Source organism: Clostridium sp. KNHs216, from assembly GCF_006714885.1.
Taxonomy (GTDB): domain Bacteria; phylum Bacillota; class Clostridia; order Oscillospirales; family Acutalibacteraceae; genus Caproiciproducens.
Genome location: NZ_VFMF01000001.1, coordinates 2,085,125 through 2,104,247, shown reverse-complemented (window position 1 = coordinate 2,104,247; position 19,123 = coordinate 2,085,125). Strand labels below are relative to the sequence as shown.

Genomic DNA, 19,123 nt, shown 5'->3' with positions numbered 1-19,123 from the left:
AGGAACAAACATGCTTTACCCTTATTTTACAATCGATAAAAAGATAAAGGACGCCGCGGAAAAGGCGTCGAAAATGATTGCGCCGGTTTTGGAAAAAATCGACGGGACTACCGATTACAACCAGCAGAAAATGATGGCGGCGTTTAATCAGGCGAGAGTCAGCGAAAGCCATTTTGCGGCGTCCACGGGCTACGGCTACGGCGACCGCGGGCGCGACGCGCTGGACGCGGTTTATGCCGCGGCGCTCGGCGCCCAGGACGCGCTTGTGCGCTATAATTTCGTCAGCGGCACCCACGCGCTGACGGTGGCGCTGTTCGGAGTGCTTCGCCCGGGCGACGTTATGCTCAGCGTAACGGGGATTCCCTACGATACCCTGCGCGGCGTCATCGGCCTTACCGGCGACGGAAACGGCTCTTTGAAGGAGTTCGGCATCCGGTACGAACAGCTGGAACTGAAAGCGGACGGAACGCCCGATTATGAAGAGATCGGACGGCGGGTCAATCCGGGAATCAGGATGGTCTATATCCAGCGTTCGCGCGGATACAGCCTGAGACCTTCCCTTTTTGTGGAGGATATTGAAAAAATAGCGAAGATCGTAAAAGCCGGGGCGCCGGACTGCATCGTGATGGTGGATAACTGCTACGGCGAGTTTGTCCAGACAACAGAGCCGGTCGGCCGCGGGGCGGACCTGATGGCCGGTTCGCTGATAAAAAATCCGGGCGGCGGCGTCGCGCCTACCGGAGGGTATATCGCCGGGCGGAAAGACTTGGTGGAAAGCTGTTCCTACCGCCTGACCACGCCGGGAACCGGCCGCGAAATCGGCGCGACTCTCGGCAACAACCGGGAGCTGTTCATGGGCGCTTTCCACGCGCCGCACGTCACCGGCGAAGCGCTGAAAACCGCCTCGTTTACCGCGGCGCTGTTCAGCCTTTTCGGATACGATGTCACCCCGAAGTACGACGAGCCGCGCGCCGATATCATCCAGGCCGTGCTGCTGCGCAGGGAAGAGGCGCTGATCGCCTTCTGCAAAGGGGTGCAGAAAGGCGCTCCTGTGGATTCCTTTGTGACCCCGGAGCCTTGGGATATGCCCGGCTACGACTGCAAGGTCATTATGGCCGCGGGCGCGTTCACGCTCGGCGCTTCCATTGAGCTTTCCGCGGACGCGCCCCTGCGCGAGCCTTACGCCGCGTGGATGCAGGGCGGGTTGAACTACCACAGCGGCCGCCTCGGTGCGATGCTAGCCGCCCAGTCCATGTTGGAGCAGGGGATTCTGGGCGGATAAAGGGCTTGCAAAAAAGCTGTCACTACGGTATAATAGCTTTCGCACGCGGATATGGTGGAATTGGCAGACACGCCAGATTTAGGTTCTGGTGAGTAACCCTCGTGCAGGTTCAAGTCCTGTTATCCGCACCATATAAGAACGCTAATATTGATACTTACCGTATCAATATTAGCGTTCTTATTTTATGCCCGAAAAGCCTGTGCTTACGGGCTTTTTTGTGTTTTGTGGGGTTCTAAACGCAGACAGTCTACCTTTGAAAAACTGCGTTTTCGACCGAATCAAAGCCATCACCCGCACCGATGCTTTCGATTGCTCGAAATAGTTTCACTTTTTTCGTGGGGTTTCATTTCCGCTCAAAAATAGTTTCATGCCCGCGCTTACGCTTAGTTATCCCGATAAAAAGAGGCTGAGCCTTACAACCCAACCTCAATCTCTGTTCCGTTTTTGAACTCGAATACCATCCTGCCGTCGTGGAAAACCGTAGCCTTATTGAGCAGTGCAATCCACAGCCTTTCGTCCCATTCATCGAGGACGAGTGGCTGTTTCTTTAGTGCCTCGATGAACAACCGGAGCTCTCGGTCTTGGTCATACTTTCGATTTTTCTCGGCGGTCACCTCAGCAAAACGTGCTGTCGCTTTCTCGTAGCGGCTAAGGAGCCCGTTGTACTTCTTAGCGTATTCTTTCTGCGATTGTACCGTAGAGGCGTTTTCCCTGACACAGGCTTTGACCAGCTCCGCCACAACCGTAATTTCCTCGTTTAGGCTTTCCAGTTCTACGTCCAGCGCTGTAGTGTCGGAAAGCACCCGCCGCATGGAAGCACAGTCCGAAATAACGTTTTCTCGGTCTCCCATCAGGCGATTGTAGGCAATCAGGAACTTCCGCTGGATGGTTTCCGTGTCCAGATGCGGCGTTGCGCATTTCATCTCGCCCTTGAACTTGCTATTGCACCGCCATACCATCTTGCGGTATGGGTCGTTGGAGTGCCACACTTTTTGACCGAAGAATCCTCCGCAATCACCGCATACCAGCTTCGATGAGAACACGCTGTTGCCGCTGTACGCTCTACCGAGTGACCTGCGCCGCGCAATCTCTGTCTGCACCATGTCCCATTCAAATGGCTCAATAATAGCGTCATGGCTGTGTTCCACATAATACTGTGGAACCTCGCCCTCGTTGACCTTCATCTTTTTGGTGAGGAAGTCAGTCGTGAATTTCTTCTGCAGGAGTGCATCGCCTTTGTACTTTTCGTTTGAGAGAATGCTATTTACTGTGGTTTGGCTCCATTTCTGCTTGCCGGACGGTGTCGGAATGCCCTGTTGCTCTAAGTATCGGCAGATGCCAGCGGGCGTTTTGCCCTCAAGAAATAGCCTATAGATGAGCCGAACAATTGCGGCTTCTTCTTCGTTTATCACAGGTATACCGTTCTCTCCTTTTTCGTAGCCGAGAAACTGTTTATACGGCATACTGACCTTGCCGTCTGCAAAGCGCTTTCGCTGCCCCCAAGTTACATTTTCCGAAATGCTCCGACTTTCCTCCTGAGCTAACGAACTCATTATCGTGATGAGTAGCTCGCCCTTGCTGTCGAAGGTGAAAATGTTCTCCTTTTCAAAATAGATTTCCGTGCCATGCTCCTTCAGCTTCCGGACGGTAGTGAGGCTGTCCACGGTATTGCGGGCGAATCGGCTGACCGATTTCGTGACGATAAGGTCAATCTTACCGGCGAGAGCGTCCTTGACCATCTGCTTGAAGCCATCACGGTGCTTGGTGTTTGTCGCCGAGATACCTTCATCCGTATAGACCCCGACGAACTCCCAATCCTCACGGGATTGAATGTAATGCGTGTAGTAATCCACCTGTGCCTCGTAGCTGGTTTGCTGTTCCTCGCTGTCTGTGGACACGCGGGCATAGCCAGCCACCTTGCGCTTCGCCACCAAAGTCGTCGGCAGAGCCGTGAAGCGATTTTTGGTGGCAGGTATTGTTGTTACTGATTTTGGCATGGTTTTTTACTCCTTTTCCTCATTTTCTCTGCTGCTGCCTGCCGCATTTCTGCTGCCCAACTCTCGGAACGTGAGCGGTCTTGCCATGTAGCTTTTTCCGTATGCCCATCCGTAAATATAAACTCCAGATTGTTGTTCGGCAGTGCGGTTATAAAGGCAATGCGCTCAGCAAATATGTTCTCGTTAAAGGAGTTGCAGCCGAGCACATCGGCGGTAACGGCTTTGAGCGTGTTCTCTGGTATCTGCTTAGAAGCACAGTGTTTTTTGCCTTTAGTGTTATAAGTGGAACAGACCCAAGTAATACAGGTGGGCGTGGTCTTGCGGCGGTAGTTTTTTCCGCAGAGACCGCAACGTATCTTGCCAGTGAAGGCTGTGGTCGTGCCGGGTTTAATCTTAACGCTGTCCGCCCGTCTGATAAGCTCCTGCTGTACTGCATTAAAGGTCACACGGTCGATGATAGGCTCGTGGGCATCCTGAACGTGGTACATGGGAAGCTCTCCGCGGTTAATCCGTGTTTGCTTTGTTAGATGGTCGGTGCGGAAGGTCTTCTGTAAAAGCAGGTCTCCAGCGTATTTTTCATTTCGCAGCATCTTGCTGATGGTATCTTGGTGCCATGTTCTTTCAAAACGCGTGGGAACGCCCAACTCATTGAGCCTGTTGGCGATTGCCTGTCTGCCGAGCCCTTGGAGATACCATTTGAATACCAACCGTACCGTTTCGGCTTCTTCGGGCACTATCTCAAAAACGCCGTCCTTTGCCCGGTATCCGAGTATCGTGCAATCCCACGGCTTTCCAGCTTCGAAGTTACGCTTGATACGCCATTTTTGATTTTCGCTTGCTGATAGACTTTCTTCTTGCGCATAGGATGCCAGAATGGTCATCATCAGTTCCCCCTCGGCACCCATCGTGTGTATGTTCTGTTCTTCGAAAAAAACGTCCACTTCCAGCATTTTCAGCTCTCGCACGGTTTCCAGTAGAGTAATCGTGTTTCGAGCAAAGCGGGAAATGGACTTGGTAAGTATCAGATCAATGCACCCTGCGCGGCAGTCGGTAAGCAGCCTTTGAAACTCGTCACGGCATTCCTTGGTGCCGGTAATCGCCTCGTCAGCATATACACCGGCATATTCCCAATCGCCGTGCTCCTGTATCAGCGAACTGTAATACGTGACCTGCGATGAGAGCGAGTGCAGCATTGCGTCTTTGCCGCTGGATACGCGGGCATAGGCAGCGACGCGCTTTTTTCGCTCCAGCTTCGGTGGATAGTATACCTTTTTTATTGTTTTAGGCATATTTTCACCCCCTCGTAGTGTGACATATTACCTCTGATACTACTATATAGCAAGTCGTTATCCCGGAATAAACTACACGAAGATAAGCCATATTTCTCAGCCATCATTGTATCAATTATGACGTACTCAGCCTCGGTGATAATACCCTCCGACAGCATCCGACGCGCCTGTGCCATAGCGGATTTGTAGCCAAGAATACGATCATTCACGGCTGACACCTCCGAACCGTGCGGCGATATAGCACTGGTGGGAGCAATATTTTCGCGCCTTGTTCCCTATGCTCACAAAGGACTGACCGCAGTTCGCACATGTCAGGTGGTATTTTGTTCGGGACTTACTGCCACGGTTGGCATACCACCACGCCGCGCGGCACTTGTCAGAACAGAATTGCCGTGCTCTGTGCTTGTCCTTTACCTTGATGGGCTTGCCGCACTGCCTACAGACCGGCGCGGTGGATACGGTTTCTTCACTGAGCCGGGTCCGGCGGCAGTAAGTCTTTATCGTGTTTTCCGAAATTGACAGCATCTCCGCAATGCTCGCGTAGGTACAGCCGCGCTGCCGCATTTCATGAATCTGGTTTTTCTGGTCGGTCGTCATAACCTTGTCCTCCGTTCTGAGGAGCCTTCCTCAAAACTCGCTGGACATGAAAAGGCCGCTTTGACGAAAAAAAAGAAGCCCGCTGAAGAAAAATTCCTCGGCGGGCTGTAACTGTAGATCAACGTCTTAACCTTTGGTTTATGAATTTGTGGCGGGAAACGGACTATTCTTTATTCGCTGTACTTAACAAAGGCGTCAGAGAAACCAGCTGCCTTGATCTTTTTGAGCATAGCATCGGCATTCGACTTGACAGAAAACGCGCCAAGTTGAATACGGTAGTATTTCTTCGGCGTGTCGGATTCAGCGGTCGTTTCCGCTGCCGTCAACCCAGCTTTGACCTCCGCGCGGAAGGTATCCATGGACTTGCCATGCTTGGGGAACCAGTGCATCACATCGCCGTGGTTGCTGGCGATGCCCAGCTCATGTCCCTCGCTGTGGCAGATGAGATATGGGCGCTCCGGGCGGATGCCGTACTGCTTACAAAGATATACACAAAGCTCCACAGCTTCTTTGTAGACCGCGTTGAAATATGCGGAATCCGTGAGATTGTCCTCGCAGATCTCGAAACTGATGTGCGTATCGTTGCCGGAGCCTTGGGAGCCGCTGCCGCAGTGCCAGCCGCGCATATTCCACGGCAGGGTCTGGTAGGTTGCAATCGTCCCGTCCGCCAGCTTGCCGATAAAAGCGTGGACACAGACCTGCCGCCCTCCGGGTGTCACCGTATTCCAGTGGTTGTTGTATTGGTTCTTGCCCAGCAGACCGTCGTCCGGGCCCACATAGCGCTTGAGATTGGGGTTGTTCGCCCCGGTGGAATGCACCATAATGCCCCGGGGCGTGATGGTTTTGCCCGCCTTGTAGCAGGCGTTGTTGGTCAGAAGCAGTTTGTGCAGATTCATGTTATTTGTCCTCCTCATCATTGCGGTTGTGGAGCTGTTCCAGAACCGCCTTCAGTTTTTCGGGGATGGGAAGCCCCAGATGCCCCGCATTTTCCAGAATCGACACACCCTCATTGGACAGATAAAAAAAGATGACCGCCGTGCGCACCGCGCCGCCGTCACCCAGCACCTGGCTGTCGATGATGTTTCCCATACCCACCAGCGCGAAGATCAGCACCTTGCGGGAGATGCCCTTGAAGCCGATTTCGCTGGAGAGCTTTTTGTCGGCAATCGCGCACAGCACGCCCGTCAGATAGTCGAGAACGACAAACGCCAGCAGCGCGTAGAGAAAGCCGTCCCACCCGCCGAGGAACCAGCCGAGAAAGCCTCCGACAGCAGCCAGCGCGGCTTGAATCCAGACCCAGATTTCCTTCATATCGATACCTCCTGTTTTCGATTTTGCTGTATGAAAAAAGCGCTCCCGCGCAGAGCGGAAACGCTTGAATGTGTGGCTGTTACAGCGACAGAATCAGTTCGGAAAGCTGATTCATCACTGCTGCCCGCGGTCTGCCCGTACCGAGCTCCTCCCAATCCGGCTCCGGAACGGCAAAGCCGGAGGCCATGCTGTACTGATTGATGAGAGTAATCACCGGCTCCACAGCTGAGCGGATTTCCAGAATATGAAGCGGCCAGTTCTTCACTTCCGTTTTTCCCGCCGTGATTTCCTCACTCCATGAAACCGGCGCAAGACCGTAATAGTTTCGCACGATGTTGACGGCGATGCGGAGCGCTGTGATGTGGGAAGCCTTCACCTTGGTTTCATTGGCCGAAATCTCTTCAAACGGGGATGCCAGTACCGTGAAGGAACGGGAAACCTCGGCGCTGGGCGCTTCAAAGTCAGGATTGACACAGCGTACCGTGAGCGTCTTTGCTTCCGCCGCCTGTGATTCAGCTTCGAACATCACTTCCTCACTGCCGCCGACTTCGCCGCTGGGAGAAAACAGGGACGGATTGTTCACGCCATCCTGCCAGCTTCCCGTGCCGATTTTTACCTGCGCTACCTGTTCGTTCGGCTGCGCGCCGGTGGTCAGCAGCACACGGGGATTCGGGTTGTAAGTGGATGCACCGTTCTTCGGTGCCGAGATTGTCGGTTCGTCGCAGGCGGCCGCCACGCAGAGAATGCTGTTGGACACCTGCTCGGCGGAATAGACGTCCAGTGTGTCGATGGTCCACAGGCCGTATTTCGTGTAGGCGCCAGGCGTGATGGAGGCCGCCGCTGTCCGTGTCCCGGAGGATGCCGATAAATTGAAGGTTTCCAGTACGTTCCACGAAGTCCAGGTCGAACCGTTCGTCGAGGTCTTGCTTGCCAGCATGTATCCTTTGATGGGACTGGTGCCGCCCGACGCGCCGCTCCATGTCAGCGTAATCGGCCCTTCGCTGTAAACCGAGGGGGATGCCGTTAAAACGGACGCTTTTTCGGGCGGCGTGTTTTTCCGCACGGAATTGGAGGATACCGTCCAGCCAGAATAGTAGCTTGAGCCAGCCGCGCCCTGCGTCCGTATCCGGAGCCGGCGGTAACTGCCCCTTGTGGAGGGCGGAGCAACGGATAAACTTCCAGACCCGGAAGAGGAAGAAACCGTGCTCAGCGCCGTCCAGCTTCCCCAGTCGGCGTTGTTGGAGGAATCGCTGTACTGGATTTCAAAGCCGGTAATGGCGTTGTTCGTTCCGGCAGATGCGCCGCTCCACGAGAGCGCAGCACTGCCCTCCGCCACCGTCGGGAAAACGGAACAGGCGGACGGCGCGCCGCAGGCTGTGGTCAGAAGCGCGGAGCTGGTTACGGTATAGCTGGAATTGTCAATCACCCCGGAGCTCAGCGACATACGGCCGTCCGACACCACCCGGAAGCGCACGCCCTGCGCGGCGTTGCCAGTGGTGGAAGAGCAGGTCACCGTCACATAGCGGTAGCGAGGCGCGGTGCCGTCCCAGTTGTCGTTGTCAGGGGCCTTGATGCGCACCTGCCCGGACGAGCCGTTGACGGTAATGGTGCATAAAAGCGCGTAGCCGCTGTGGATGTAGGAGCCGGAGGAGCCAAGCGCCGCCGCAATCGTAAAATGGTAGGTCATTTGGCTGTTGTTCGGCCGGCTTTTCGTATAAGTGATGGTGTAGTGAACCGTGGGTCCGCTGCCTGCGTTCAGGGTTACGCCGTTGATATCCGCCAATCAAACCACCTCCTATTCATAGACCGCCGTAATCAGCGAATTGACCGTGCCGCACAGGGCGGTGTCCAGCCGCCGGTCGGTAATGTCCCCGGCGGCAAGGCTGACCGCACCTGCCGCGACGGCGATATCCGCCAACGCCAATTCGTAGATGTTGTCACTCCGAGTCAGCGATGGAGCGGTGGGAGAAACCGCCGCCGTTCCCGTCAGCACCGCCGCGGAAATCTGGCGTTCCACCGCGTCCCAGTGGACGACCACTCGGTCGATGCGGGGGTTCACGCCGTCCGCCGCCGCAATCGTCAGGTTCAGCGTTTCGGTATTCTCATAAGCATAGCCGTTGATCCACGCGCTGCCGGCAAGCACGTTCACCGACAGCCCGCCGCCCGGCGTCACACGCAGATTGTCGGCATTGGCATAAAAGATGCCGCTTGACACCAGCTTTGCAAAATATCCCGCAAAATCGGATGCGTCGTACATCCGGTCGCCGCTTGTGCTGTTGAAAAATCCGCTTTTCTCCATCGTATCACCCTTCCTGTTTTAATTTTTGAGCCAACGTGAGCACACCCTTGCCGAAGGTAATGTCCAGACTTTGCCCTGCGCTGTCGTAGCTTTCCTCAATCTCCGTAATGCGGGTGTCGAGCGTCACACCCCATTTCTTTGACACCACCTTTACGGTCTGCCCGAGGTCGAAATCCGTGCCGTAGGTCAGATTGCCGTGGGGATTGACGGACGCATCGAAGGACTGCGCCATCGCAAGCTCGCTTAACTTGCTCTGCCCCTGAAAAAGCAGGGCGGCAGTGTATTCGTCCCCGAAATCCTCGGAGCGCAGACTTTTGGCATCCACAAATACCTCCCGGCGCTCAGTCCCCTCGCTTTCCCCATACACGGCAAACACGCGTTCCACGCCTTCACCCTCGCCGCCGACCAGTGCCACGTTGGCATAGTCCGATGCGCTTTTCGTAAAGGTCTGGGATGTGAGATTCTCATACTCCCACGAGAACACCGCCTGCGATTCTGCTCCCTTGTACAGCTGAATCGTAAACATGCGGGATTCTGGATTGAACACCGCCTTGATGCCGGCGTCCGCCGCTTCGCACAGGCCGGTTACCGCGTCCATGAGATTTTTGTAGGAAATCTGCGTGCTGACCGGGTCCGCAAGCCCGCCGCCGTCGTAGGCGATGAAGTCCATCCGCCGGTCGGTGTTGCCCGGGCTGATGAGGTGGTTATTGATTAACTGCCCCGCACAGTCGGCAAGGGTGCCGTTTAAAATTTCCGTATCCCACACAATGCGCCGGGCGAGATAGGAAACGGCGAACCGCCCGCTGACGGTGATGAGCTCTTTTTCGTCCTGCGAGATTTCCGCATACTCAATGATGCCGGCTTCCTCGCCGCCGCTTTTCCAAAGGATGTTCCCCAGCGTCAGCAGGGCGAGGTTTTCCGCCGTTGCGATGGCCTTGAGTTCAAAGCTCCCGCATTGGGAATACCGCCTTGTCCAGCGCAGATATTCAAAGGATTCCACCACACCGGCAGGACGGCGGCTTGTGTCAAAAACATATAGTTCCATAAAATTACACTCCTAAATACTGCGGACGGTAGTACAGGCTGACCTCCAGCAGTTCCTTGCCCGCCGCCGCGTCATAGCGGAGCGTGGCTGTTCCCGGTGACAGCTGAAGAAAAGTCGAGCCGGTATCCAGCAGGCTGAACACGCTGACCTCCTCGCCGCTCTGCACCCGCACCACCCGCTTGCCCGCAAAATGGGTGTAAACGCGGATTTCCTCACCAGCGGTCAGGACGGTGTTCAGACGGACATATTCGCCGGTAGAAACGTCCATCAATTCGGGGTTTTCCACCTCGCCCAGCGCGCGGAACACGATCCGGCACCCGCAGGACACGTCCCCGGGATTTTCCACCGTGATAATCTGGCTTGGCTGGCGGGAGCCGAATTCGATGCCGCCGTCGGGGATTTCCAGCACGAAATGAAAGAGCGGCGTCCAGCGGGCAAGCTCCGCGCGAACTTCCGCAAGTGCCTCAAAGAAGGGCGAGGGACACAGCAGGCTGACGAAAAAGCCCGGCGCGCGCTCCCTTCCCGAGGCGGTGAACCCGGCTTCCTCCACCACGCAGGCAATCTGCCGGTTCCGGTAGGTCAGCGTGCCGGTTTGCTTGGGCGTGAAGATCTTCAAAAACTGTCTGCGGTACTCGTAGGCTTTGTTTGGCGTTCCTGCCGCAATCGTGCCTTCCAGCGTGATGTTGCGCATATCCAGCGCGGAGGAGATGAAAAAAGCGCCGTCCTGCTGGGGCGCTTGGAAGGTATTGACGGTCTGGCGGACGATCCCCGCGCCGTCGAGCTTCGTCAGGAAAAACGGCTTTGCCTGCCGCAGCGTCAGTTTCTCTCCCGATTCATTGGTATAGGTCAGTTCCATCATTATTTCATTTCCTCCATCAGATGCTCGGAGTTTGTGGCGTCAGGCACAAACTCTTGAAAATAGCGGTGCGGCTTGCCGCAGGAGGAGCTGTGCTCCGACAGCTATTTTTTCCTCCTCTTAAAACTCCAGCGCCAGCTTGCGCGAGAGGTTCTTAAATTCCCTGGCAAGCTCCTTTTCGGACAGCGCCTTGGGGCTGACCACCGAGATGTTTTGGGTAATGCTTGTGCCGGCGGAAACCGCCCGCCCGGACGATACGGTACTCACGGAGAAGCTGGTGGGGATGGCGTTCTGCATTTCGCGCGACACAGAAGCCATCGCGTCCTCGAAGCCTACGCCGATGCCTTCGCCCATGTTCCGGCCAAGACCGGCGAACAGGGTCGAGGGTGAATGAATACCGAAGAAGTCCTTGATGCGGTCCACGATGCCGCCGAAGAAGCCGCTGATTTTATTCCACAGCCACGTACCCGCATCTGAAATGCCCTGCCACAAGCCCTTGATGAGGTTGCCACCCACCTGCGCCATCTGCCCGATGTACCCAGTGAAGGCCCGGACAAGGCCCGCCACGATCTGCGGCACCGCTTTGACGACTTCCACGATGATGGATGGCAGATTGGCAATCAGCGACACCAGCAGCTTCACGCCCGCTGTGATGATTTTTCCGGTGTTCCCGGAGAAGGCGCTCGACAGCGCAGCGACAATCTGCGGGATGGCGGAAACCACCGTTGTGATGATGAGCGGCAGGTTCTGAATCAGTGCGATAAGGAGCTTGACGCCTGCTTCCACAATGAGGGGGATGGAGAGAACCAGCGCGTTTACAAGGCCGTCCACAATCTGAGGAATCGCCGCCGTCACCGCTTCAATAATCTGCGGCAGAGCCTGCACAAGGGCAGTCAGCAGAAGAATCCCTGCCTGCACAATCTGCGGTATCGAGCCGACCAGAAAATTCACCAGCGCGGTGATGATGGCGGGGAGTGCCGCCACCAGTTGTGGGATGGCGTCGAGCAGGCCCTGTGCCAGACCGAGGATGAGCTGCAGCGCTGCTTCCAGCAGCATGGGGAGATTATCAATCAGCCCCTGCACAATGGTGGTGACGGCGTTTACCGCTGCGGGTATCAGCTGTGGGAGCGCATTTCCGATGCCCTCCACCAGTGCCGTCACCAGCTGCACCGCCGCGTCGATGAGGAGCGGCAGACTGTCAATGAGGGCGGAAACGATGGTCATGACCGCGTCAACGGCCGCCGGAATTAACTGAGGCAGAAGCGTCAGAAGCGTGTCAAGCACCTGCGTGAACAGGCTGACCACCGTGGACAGCAGCGTGGGGAGCAGTTCTCCCATCGCCTGCAGAATCCCGTCCAGAGCGGCGGGCAGGGCGGCGACGATGTTCTCAATCACCGGCGTGATGTTTTTGACCACATTCTGAAACGCTTCCACTACGTTGCCGATCAGCAGCTGAATATCCGCGTCCGCGTCGCCCAGCCCCGCCGTCAGGTTTCCGATGGCCGACTGCATCCCGGCGATGGAGCCGCTGATGGTTTCGGTCGCTTCCTTTGCCGTCGTGCCCGTAATGCCCATTTCCGTCTGAATGACATGGATTGCCGCGTACACATCGTTTAAATTGCTGATGTCGTATTTCTGCCCGGACAGCTTTTCGGCGTCGGCAAGCAGGCGCTCCATCTCGGTTTTTGTGCCGCCGTAGCCGAGTTTCAGGTTGTCAAGCATGGTGTAGTTCTGCTTGGCAAAGCCCTGATAGGCGTCTTGAATGGAGGAAATGCTTGTGCCCATTTTGTTGGCGTTGTCCGCCATATCGGTAATCGCCGTGTCCGCCGCCTTTGCCGCCTTTGCCGCCTTGGCGGTGTCGCCGCCGAGGGACTGAATGAGGCTGGCCGAAAAGCTGGTGACCGTTTCCATGTACTCGTTGGCGGACATTCCGGCGGTCTTAAAAGCGTTGGCGGCATAGCTCTGGACGGCCGCGCTGGAATCTTTGAACAGCGTGTCCACGCCGCCCACCAGCTGCTCGTAATCGGCGTAAGCGGCGACGACTTCTTTGCCAAGTTTAATGGCGGCGGCACCGGCGGCGACCACGACCGCGCCCATCGCCACGCCGACGCCCTTTAAAACGCCGCCCAGCTTTTCAAACTTGGAACCGGACTTCTCCGCTTCGTCGCCGCTTTCCTTCAGTTCGTCCCCCAAATTGTCCGCGCCTTCTGTGGACTGCGAAAGCTCGCGCTCCATGCCGTTCAGTTCCGCCTGCGCCTTGTTTATTTGAATCTGCCAGTTCTGGGTGCGGCGGTCGTTTTCGCCGAAGGAATCGGAGGCATTTTTCAAGGCGGCGCGCAGGGTTTCGATTTTTGCCTTCTGCGCGTCGATCTGCTTATTGAGGACTTCGTTCCGGGCGGCGACCGCCTGCACGGATTTGTCCTGCTTGTCAAACTGGCTGGTGACCAGCGTCATTTCAGAGCCGAGCACCTTGAAAGACTGATTGATGTCCGAGAGCGCCTTTTTGAACTCCTTTTCGCCCTCCACACCGATTTTTAGGCCAAAATTATCCGCCATTTGCCGCTCACCTCCCTTCAAATCCCCGGCGGGATGATATCGTCAATGGAAAAGGTCTGTTTCGGCTTTTCCATGCCGAGAAACTGCTTGTGACAGGCCCATAAATCCAGAAACAGGCCGATGGGCATCAGCCAGAATTCCTCCGCGCCCATGCCCATCTGCACCGTTCCGTAATACAAAAGCCGGGTAAACAGTTCTTCCGTGTTTACCCGACTTCCGCGTTTTTTGAGGAGGTTTCCTCCTCGCTTTCCACATTCCGCGCTGTTCCCTTGAACATCGCTTCTGTGATGGCGTTTTTGTACGCCGCCAGATCCAGCGGCGAGGTCAGCAGTTCCACGTCCTCCTCGGTGAGCAGTTCCTGCGGGTTATCCTTGTTTTTCAGGTTGTGGATCAGGATGGACTGATTTGCCAGCAGGGTAATCAGCCAGACGATCTCATCCAGCGCCATCTCAAAGTTTTCGGACTTCATCAGCTTTTCGCCGAGGTTCTCCAGCCCGCCGTAGCGTCTGGCAATTTCCTTAGTGGCGCGGGTGGTGAGAATCAGCTCATAGTCTTTTCCACCGATTTTGATTACGGCGGTTCGTTCGTTTTCCATGCGTCAGCCCTCCTTATTCGCCGGCCGGTGCTTCGGTGTAGGTCGGCTCGTACACCTGCCCGAACCAGCCGGTGATGGTTTCGGATGTAACGCCCGCGGCACCCTCGGAAACCTCCGCCTTCCACGGATGCGTTCCCTTGGTGTCCTGCTTGTTGCGGCGCATGACCGTGCCCTCGATGCTCGGCGTGGAAAAGGTGATGGAGTCGCCCTTTGTCTGCAGGTTAGTCGCAGGGATGCCGAAAATAACGCGGTAGAGCCAGAAGTACCGGTACTTGCCGTTTGCCCGCAGAGCGCGGAAGCCGATTGCCACCGGCGGGGCGATGTTTTCGCCGGCGGAAATGAGCACGCCGTTGTCGTCCGCCGCCGCGCCTGTGAGATCCTGCGCGGCAGTGATGCCGATATCGTCCACACCCAGCGTCAGCTTGCCGGACTTGAAGTCCTTGACCACCTCCGACGCGCCGTCGTCCGCGTAAAGCGTCGCTTCGGCAAGCTCCACGGACAGTTCCGCCGAGATGGCCTTCGCGAGGATGACGGGCGTATCATAGGTTTCCTCACCGTCCTCGGCTTCGGTGATTTTTGCGTAATAGAGCTTATCCAGCCCGATGGTCGCCATAATTTATTCCTCCGTTTCATAGGATTTTGAAATGTCAATCGCGTAGTGGTGATAGCCGGTATCGTCCTCATGCCCGACATAGGTGCGCCCGGTGACGGTGAAACCGGCGTTCAAAAGCGCCTGTGTAATCTGCCGCTTGCGCTGAAGGTAATTGCTTTTGGAAAAGAGCGAAATCCGCACCTCGGACACATCCATCAGCGGCGCGTTGTCTCCGAACAGGGCAAAATCATCCGTCAGCGGCGTCAGCACCAGATATTCGTCGGGCGGAACGCCGGAAAAAGCGCCCGTCTCCACCGGGAGAATGGGCGTCAGAAGCGTATTGAGTTCCGAAAGCACGCTCATATCCGCCGCACCTCCTCGTCCAGCTTTGATTTCATCGTTTCGACGCAGGCCTTGCGACTCTGGGTTTTCGCCGGTTTGAGAAAGGGCTTGGGCGGCTGTCCGTGCTTGCCGTATTCGAGAATATTGGCGATTTTCGCGTTGGAATCCCCATCGGAGCGCGGCTCGGCAAAGCCGACCTTGATGTCCCAGCCTGAGCTGTCCCGTTTGGGTTTGGCGGCCGAAAGCCCCAGAGCGCCGACCAGTTCGCCGGTGGAGCGGCTTGGAATTTTTGTGCCTTTGCCGATGACGGCGGAAAGGTTGGATTTCACGCGCTCCAGCACCACCTGCCCGCCGGCTTCCAGCACACGGGGCAGGATTTCGTCTGTTTTTTCATTCAGCCGGGAAACCTTCAGGAGAAAGTCCTCCGGCATTTTCATTTCAGCCCGAGCCAAATCAGTTCACGCTCCTTTCCACCAACTCGCACAGGCACTCCACATACATCCCGCGCCCACGCACGTCCTCCGCGCTGGTAATTCGATACCGTTTCTCCTCGCAGACGATGAAGAGAGACGGACTGACCTCGACGCCGGGGATTTTACGAAAGCGGAACAGCACGGACGCTTCGGAAAACACCGCCATGTTTGCCCAGCGCTCCGAGCCGTTGCGGTCCTCCTTGTAGGCGCGCACCGAGGCAAGAACCGTGTCACCCTGCGTGACAAAGCCGTCCGCATCCTTGACCGGCGCGTTGGAGATAATGTCGATGAAGCTGTTCATTTTTCCAAAAGACATACTCAAACCTTCCAATCCCGGTCAAGCCGAAGCAGGAGATTGACCGTATCCCAGACCTGCTTGCCCGCCTGAACGGAGTCGGCAAAAAAGCCGCCCGTGGAGCCGTCGCGGCTTTCATAAAAATGGCTTGCCAGCATGATCACCGCCTGTTCGGTGGTCGGTGTCATCTCGTTTTCACCATAATAGCCCTCTGGGATATGCTGATAGCTTTCGGCATAACGGACGGCGGCGGTGATGTACATCTGCAAGAGCTCGTCGTCTTCCGTATGCGAAAGAATCAGATTGGCTTTGACCTTTTCAAGCAGGGTGTCCATTCCCGCCGCCCCCTTCCTTCATTACGAACCCGCCGCCATTTTGAGCAGCTGAATGCCCTCGGCAAGAATCACCTTGCCGTCCACGCGCTCGGCGGCGATGAAGCCCACCTGTCCGTTGCCGGCATAGAGTTCATTGAGCCTCTGCACCGTGCGCCCCATGCGGTCGGCAATCCAGTAGTTGGAGAAATCACCGAACGCAATCGGAAGCGAACCCGCCTCCGCCGCCGGCACATAAGGACTGGTGTAGAGCGGATAGCCCAGCAGCCGGTCCGGCTGGCCTGCCTGTACGGAGGGCTGCCAGAGATACGCGCCATTGGAGTCCTTGAGCTTGCGCAGGGCGGATACGGTGATGTCCTTCATGAGAAACACCGCGTTTCTCCGATAGGGGCTTTTGAGCGCGTAAATCAGGTCGATGAGATTGTCGACGGTGATAGCCGTCGGGGAACTTGCCGTCACGCCCACCGCGCCGCCATTTTCCGTGAAGATGCCCGTGGGCTGGCCGGTTCCGGTGCCGACGCAGAAGGCTTCTTCTTCCGCAACGCCGAAGGCGCGTGCAAATTCGAGGGCAATGTAGCTTTCCAAATCAAACATACTGTCTTGGAGCAGTTCCACGGAAACCTTGACAAGGTCGGTGAGCTTGAAAGCGTCGATGGTTTTCTGTGCAAATGTGGGATCGCTCTCGGTGTAGGCGGCATTCTCCGCCGTCCACTGTGCGGTGGAATGGGTGGCGGCAATGGGGATTTTACGCTCCGCCGAGGTGTTGATGGTCTTGGCGAGGGAGCGGATGATGTTGGCCTCCTCCAGCCCGGTCACAATCTGGGTTTCAAATTCCGTCGGCACCAGATAGCCGCCGTCGGTATCGGGAGACGTGCTCAGCACGTTGTTGACGGGCGCTCTGCCGCGCAGAATGTTGAGAAAATCCGCGCGGTATTCGGCAGTTGCGCGGGGAGAAGCAGGTTTTGTGCCTTGCGCGCCGGGCTTTTCGGTCAGCGGTGCGCTGGTGGGACGGTTCATTTCCGCATCCCGTGCGACACGGTCCTCCTCAATGGCAATCTGCCGCGCCATTGCGTCCACATCCGCGAGCATCTTGTCGTAGGTTGCATTGTCTTCGGGAGAGAGCACGCCATCCTTGGCGCGTGCGTCGAGGAATGCCTTTGCCGCGTCCCATGCCTTTGCGCGTTTTTCGCGCAGTTCAAGTACCTTTTTCATAATCCAATACCTCCGTTAAATGTATTTACGAGCCTGCAGCTTCTGCATGGCCTCGGTGATGGAAACGCCCTTAGGGACGTTCTCCGGCTTCTTTTCCGCTTTCGGAGCGGATTTCGGGATGAGCTTGTTTATGAGCGAATTGGTAACCGCCCTGCGGGAAAAAGCAAAAACGACATCCTCGGTGCGGCCGCGTTTCGCGTCCTCGAGAATGCCGTCCGCAAAGCCCAGCTCGATGGCTTTGTTGGCATTCATATAGGTTTCGCCGTCCATGAGATGCGAGATTTTCGCCCGCGACTGCCCGGTCTTGATTTCGTAGGCGTTGATGATACTTTCCTTGACCTCGGAGAGCATATCGATTGCTTTCTGCATTTCCTCGGTGTCGCCGATGGCAACAGTCAGCGGATTGTGAATCATCATGAGCGCCGTGGGCGCCATGAGGACTTTGGTTCCCGCCATCGCGATGACGCTTGCCGCACTTGCCGCGATGCCGTCGATTTTGACCGTGACGTTTCCTTTGTAATCCATGAGCATCGAGTAGATTTGTGAAGCCGCCACGCAGTCGCCGCCGGGCGAGTTAATCCACACCACGATGTCGCTGTCGCCGGCCATCAGCTCATCCTTAAACATGCGCGGTGTGATTTCATCACCCCACCAGCTTTCATCCGCAATCGTACCATCGAGGTATAGGGTGCGAGCGTCTGTGTTTTCGTCGTTGTCCCAGTTCCAGAAATGCGTTTTATCGCGCGCCCGGACGGGACTTCGTTTTGTTTTGTCCATCTGAGGGTTCCTCCGTTTCTGCTGAAGTTGTATTTGCAAACGCGCCGGCGTCTTCAAGCTTGGTCATCGCGCCGTTGATGAGATACAGGTCGCCGCCGAGTTCGGCAGGGATTCGGTCGAGGTTTTCCAGCTCTCGAATGTCATTTGCCGACATCCAGCCGTTCTGCCTTGCCGTCGCGTAGCCTGTCATGCGACTGGCGTAGTCGCCGCGGAGCAGACCGTCCACATTGAATTTTGTAAACACCGCGCACTTTTCGCTGTCGAGCAGAAGCGATTTGTTCATCGCCTGCTCCCAGCGAATCACCCACGGGTCCAGCGTGTATTTCACAAACTCCAGCGACTGCTGCTCAATATTGGAAAAGCTCGATTTCTCAAGGTCTGCCAGCATATGCGGCGGCACCCTGAAAATTCGAGCGATTTCATTGATTTGGAACTTGCGTGTTTCCAAAAACTGCGCCTGTTCGGGAGAAATGGCGATGGGCGTGTACTTGAGCCCTTCCTCCAGCACGGCGATTTTGTTGCTGTTGGAGCTGCCGCCGAAGGTGGACTGCCAGCTTTGCCGGATGCGCTCCGGGTCTTTGATGGTGCCGGGGTGCTCCAGAACACCGGAGGGCGCCGCGCCGTTGGCGAAAAATTTCGCGCCGTATTCCTCCGCCGCCATTGCCAAGCCCACGGCGTTTTTCGCCATCGCAATCGGTGAATAGCCCACCAGCCCGTCGTACCCAAGCCCCAGCACATGGAGAATGTCCGTCGGCGCGAATACAATATCTGCTTGCTTTGCCTTTCCGACCTCCGGCGCTTCGTCGCTGCATTTGTAATAACGGTAGTACAGTCGCCCCTGCGAATCCCTGTCCACCGTGACTCTGTCCGGCATGAGCGGGTAGAGCGCCACGACCTCGCCGCGCGCGTTTCGGATAATCTGCGCATAGGCGTTACCCGTCAGCAGCAGATGGTTCATCATGGTTTCCCGAAAGACAAACGAGGTCATTTCAGGATTCGGTTCGTCGTGCAAGACCCGCCACAGCGGATGGTCAAGATATTTCTCCTTGCTGCCGTCCGCGCTGTACCTGTAAACGAACAGCGGCAGACCCGCGATTGCTTCTGATAGAATGCGGACGCAGGAGTAAACCGCCGTCATCTGCATGGCGGTTCTTTCATTGACGACCTTGCCCGATGTCGTGCCGCCCCACAAAAAACTGCTGCCGCCGAGGTTTTTAGCGGAAGATTTCTGTGGCTTGTCGCGGGCTTTAAAAATGCTTTGTAGTATGCCCAT

Annotated in this window: 22 protein-coding genes and 1 tRNA gene; 2 read left to right on the top strand and 21 right to left on the bottom strand. The window is 56.4% G+C overall.

The genetic code is table 11. The features are described from left to right. The first annotated feature begins 10 nt into the window (after positions 1-10). Both LY85_RS10225 and LY85_RS10220 read left to right on the top strand, forming a co-directional pair. Complete coding sequence (locus LY85_RS10225; RefSeq protein WP_141826560.1) at positions 11-1,282, top strand: methionine gamma-lyase family protein; 1,272 nt, start codon at positions 11-13, stop codon at positions 1,280-1,282. A gap of 45 nt (positions 1,283-1,327) precedes the next feature. Further along, a tRNA-Leu gene (locus LY85_RS10220) sits at positions 1,328-1,413 on the top strand. A gap of 282 nt (positions 1,414-1,695) precedes the next feature. Here LY85_RS10220 and LY85_RS10215 read toward each other — a convergent pair. From LY85_RS10215 to LY85_RS10120, 21 genes are all read right to left on the bottom strand, one after another. Continuing rightward, positions 1,696-3,279: a recombinase family protein gene (locus LY85_RS10215; protein ID WP_141826559.1), complete on the bottom strand. Its 1,584-nt coding sequence runs from the start codon at positions 3,277-3,279 to the stop codon at positions 1,696-1,698. After that, entirely contained in the window at positions 3,264-4,568 is a 1,305-nt protein-coding gene (locus LY85_RS10210; RefSeq protein WP_141826558.1) for a recombinase family protein, read from the bottom strand. Before LY85_RS10210 ends, LY85_RS10215 begins: the two co-directional genes overlap by 16 nt. After that, on the bottom strand, positions 4,553-4,777 hold the full coding sequence (locus LY85_RS19790) for an SHOCT domain-containing protein (RefSeq protein ID WP_141826557.1): 225 nt from the start codon (positions 4,775-4,777) through the stop codon (positions 4,553-4,555). Before LY85_RS19790 ends, LY85_RS10210 begins: the two co-directional genes overlap by 16 nt. Next, positions 4,770-5,165 carry an RNA polymerase subunit sigma-70 gene (locus tag LY85_RS10200; protein ID WP_141826556.1) on the bottom strand — a complete coding sequence of 132 codons (396 nt, stop codon included), beginning with the start codon at positions 5,163-5,165 and terminating at the stop codon, positions 4,770-4,772. Before LY85_RS10200 ends, LY85_RS19790 begins: the two co-directional genes overlap by 8 nt. A 170-nt stretch (positions 5,166-5,335) precedes the next feature. Beyond that, positions 5,336-6,061 carry an N-acetylmuramoyl-L-alanine amidase gene (locus LY85_RS10195; RefSeq protein ID WP_141826555.1) on the bottom strand — a complete coding sequence of 242 codons (726 nt, stop codon included), beginning with the start codon at positions 6,059-6,061 and terminating at the stop codon, positions 5,336-5,338. A gap of 1 nt (position 6,062) precedes the next feature. Next, complete coding sequence (locus LY85_RS10190) at positions 6,063-6,476, bottom strand: phage holin family protein (protein WP_141826554.1); 414 nt, start codon at positions 6,474-6,476, stop codon at positions 6,063-6,065. Between the two features lie 79 nt (positions 6,477-6,555). After that, positions 6,556-8,259 (bottom strand): hypothetical protein, encoded by a 1,704-nt coding sequence (locus LY85_RS10185; protein ID WP_141826553.1) that lies wholly within the window; start codon positions 8,257-8,259, stop codon positions 6,556-6,558. 12 nt (positions 8,260-8,271) lie between these two features. Beyond that, on the bottom strand, positions 8,272-8,775 hold the full coding sequence (locus LY85_RS10180; protein ID WP_141826552.1) for a hypothetical protein: 504 nt from the start codon (positions 8,773-8,775) through the stop codon (positions 8,272-8,274). A gap of 4 nt (positions 8,776-8,779) precedes the next feature. Beyond that, a complete protein-coding gene (locus LY85_RS10175; RefSeq protein ID WP_141826551.1) occupies positions 8,780-9,820 on the bottom strand; it encodes a siphovirus ReqiPepy6 Gp37-like family protein in 1,041 nt (346 codons plus the stop codon). A 4-nt stretch (positions 9,821-9,824) separates the two neighbouring features. Continuing rightward, the gene (locus LY85_RS10170; RefSeq protein ID WP_243122526.1) at positions 9,825-10,679 is read right to left on the bottom strand and encodes a phage tail family protein; all 855 of its coding nucleotides are present in this window, start codon (positions 10,677-10,679) and stop codon (positions 9,825-9,827) included. A gap of 117 nt (positions 10,680-10,796) precedes the next feature. Next, positions 10,797-13,232, bottom strand: a complete 2,436-nt coding sequence (locus tag LY85_RS10165; RefSeq protein WP_141826550.1) for a phage tail protein — start codon at positions 13,230-13,232, stop codon at positions 10,797-10,799. Positions 13,233-13,249: 17 nt separating this feature from the next. Then, entirely contained in the window at positions 13,250-13,411 is a 162-nt protein-coding gene (locus tag LY85_RS19290) for a hypothetical protein (protein WP_185741310.1), read from the bottom strand. A gap of 26 nt (positions 13,412-13,437) precedes the next feature. Next, positions 13,438-13,827, bottom strand: a complete 390-nt coding sequence (locus LY85_RS10160) for a hypothetical protein (protein WP_141826549.1) — start codon at positions 13,825-13,827, stop codon at positions 13,438-13,440. A 13-nt stretch (positions 13,828-13,840) separates the two neighbouring features. After that, positions 13,841-14,440 carry a major tail protein gene (locus LY85_RS10155; RefSeq protein ID WP_141826548.1) on the bottom strand — a complete coding sequence of 200 codons (600 nt, stop codon included), beginning with the start codon at positions 14,438-14,440 and terminating at the stop codon, positions 13,841-13,843. Positions 14,441-14,443: 3 nt separating this feature from the next. Continuing rightward, complete coding sequence (locus LY85_RS10150) at positions 14,444-14,782, bottom strand: hypothetical protein (RefSeq protein ID WP_141826547.1); 339 nt, start codon at positions 14,780-14,782, stop codon at positions 14,444-14,446. Next, positions 14,779-15,213 carry an HK97-gp10 family putative phage morphogenesis protein gene (locus LY85_RS10145; protein WP_141826546.1) on the bottom strand — a complete coding sequence of 145 codons (435 nt, stop codon included), beginning with the start codon at positions 15,211-15,213 and terminating at the stop codon, positions 14,779-14,781. The genes LY85_RS10150 and LY85_RS10145 overlap by 4 nt, the downstream gene beginning before the upstream one ends. Before the next feature lies 1 nt (position 15,214). Then, positions 15,215-15,550 (bottom strand): head-tail adaptor protein, encoded by a 336-nt coding sequence (locus LY85_RS10140; protein WP_141826545.1) that lies wholly within the window; start codon positions 15,548-15,550, stop codon positions 15,215-15,217. A 2-nt stretch (positions 15,551-15,552) separates the two neighbouring features. Continuing rightward, positions 15,553-15,864, bottom strand: coding sequence for a head-tail connector protein (locus tag LY85_RS10135; protein WP_141826544.1), 312 nt, complete (start codon positions 15,862-15,864; stop codon positions 15,553-15,555). A 21-nt stretch (positions 15,865-15,885) separates the two neighbouring features. Then, positions 15,886-17,073 carry a phage major capsid protein gene (locus tag LY85_RS10130; protein WP_141826543.1) on the bottom strand — a complete coding sequence of 396 codons (1,188 nt, stop codon included), beginning with the start codon at positions 17,071-17,073 and terminating at the stop codon, positions 15,886-15,888. 15 nt (positions 17,074-17,088) lie between these two features. Continuing rightward, entirely contained in the window at positions 17,089-17,850 is a 762-nt protein-coding gene (locus LY85_RS10125) for a head maturation protease, ClpP-related (protein ID WP_141826542.1), read from the bottom strand. After that, complete coding sequence (locus LY85_RS10120) at positions 17,810-19,123, bottom strand: phage portal protein (RefSeq protein ID WP_141826541.1); 1,314 nt, start codon at positions 19,121-19,123, stop codon at positions 17,810-17,812. The genes LY85_RS10125 and LY85_RS10120 overlap by 41 nt, the downstream gene beginning before the upstream one ends.

Bases quoted from the DNA above. Each gene is read 5' to 3' on its own strand.
- LY85_RS10175 (WP_141826551.1), bottom strand. From the start codon at position 9,820: ATGGAACTATATGTTTTTGACACAAGCCGCCGTCCTGCCGGTGTGGTG.
- LY85_RS10170 (WP_243122526.1), bottom strand. From the start codon at position 10,679: ATGATGGAACTGACCTATACCAATGAATCGGGAGAGAAACTGACGCTG.
- LY85_RS10200 (WP_141826556.1), bottom strand. From the start codon at position 5,165: ATGACGACCGACCAGAAAAACCAGATTCATGAAATGCGGCAGCGCGGC.
- LY85_RS10225 (WP_141826560.1), top strand. From the start codon at position 11: ATGCTTTACCCTTATTTTACAATCGATAAAAAGATAAAGGACGCCGCG.
- LY85_RS10140 (WP_141826545.1), bottom strand. From the start codon at position 15,550: ATGTCTTTTGGAAAAATGAACAGCTTCATCGACATTATCTCCAACGCG.
- LY85_RS10195 (WP_141826555.1), bottom strand. From the start codon at position 6,061: ATGAATCTGCACAAACTGCTTCTGACCAACAACGCCTGCTACAAGGCG.
- LY85_RS10190 (WP_141826554.1), bottom strand. From the start codon at position 6,476: ATGAAGGAAATCTGGGTCTGGATTCAAGCCGCGCTGGCTGCTGTCGGA.
- LY85_RS10180 (WP_141826552.1), bottom strand. From the start codon at position 8,775: ATGGAGAAAAGCGGATTTTTCAACAGCACAAGCGGCGACCGGATGTAC.
- LY85_RS10120 (WP_141826541.1), bottom strand. From the start codon at position 19,123: ATGGGCATACTACAAAGCATTTTTAAAGCCCGCGACAAGCCACAGAAA.
- LY85_RS10165 (WP_141826550.1), bottom strand. From the start codon at position 13,232: ATGGCGGATAATTTTGGCCTAAAAATCGGTGTGGAGGGCGAAAAGGAG.
- LY85_RS10150 (WP_141826547.1), bottom strand. From the start codon at position 14,782: ATGAGCGTGCTTTCGGAACTCAATACGCTTCTGACGCCCATTCTCCCG.
- LY85_RS10215 (WP_141826559.1), bottom strand. From the start codon at position 3,279: ATGCCAAAATCAGTAACAACAATACCTGCCACCAAAAATCGCTTCACG.
- LY85_RS10130 (WP_141826543.1), bottom strand. From the start codon at position 17,073: ATGAAAAAGGTACTTGAACTGCGCGAAAAACGCGCAAAGGCATGGGAC.
- LY85_RS10160 (WP_141826549.1), bottom strand. From the start codon at position 13,827: ATGGAAAACGAACGAACCGCCGTAATCAAAATCGGTGGAAAAGACTAT.
- LY85_RS10155 (WP_141826548.1), bottom strand. From the start codon at position 14,440: ATGGCGACCATCGGGCTGGATAAGCTCTATTACGCAAAAATCACCGAA.
- LY85_RS10135 (WP_141826544.1), bottom strand. From the start codon at position 15,864: ATGGACACCCTGCTTGAAAAGGTCAAAGCCAATCTGATTCTTTCGCAT.
- LY85_RS10125 (WP_141826542.1), bottom strand. From the start codon at position 17,850: ATGGACAAAACAAAACGAAGTCCCGTCCGGGCGCGCGATAAAACGCAT.
- LY85_RS10210 (WP_141826558.1), bottom strand. From the start codon at position 4,568: ATGCCTAAAACAATAAAAAAGGTATACTATCCACCGAAGCTGGAGCGA.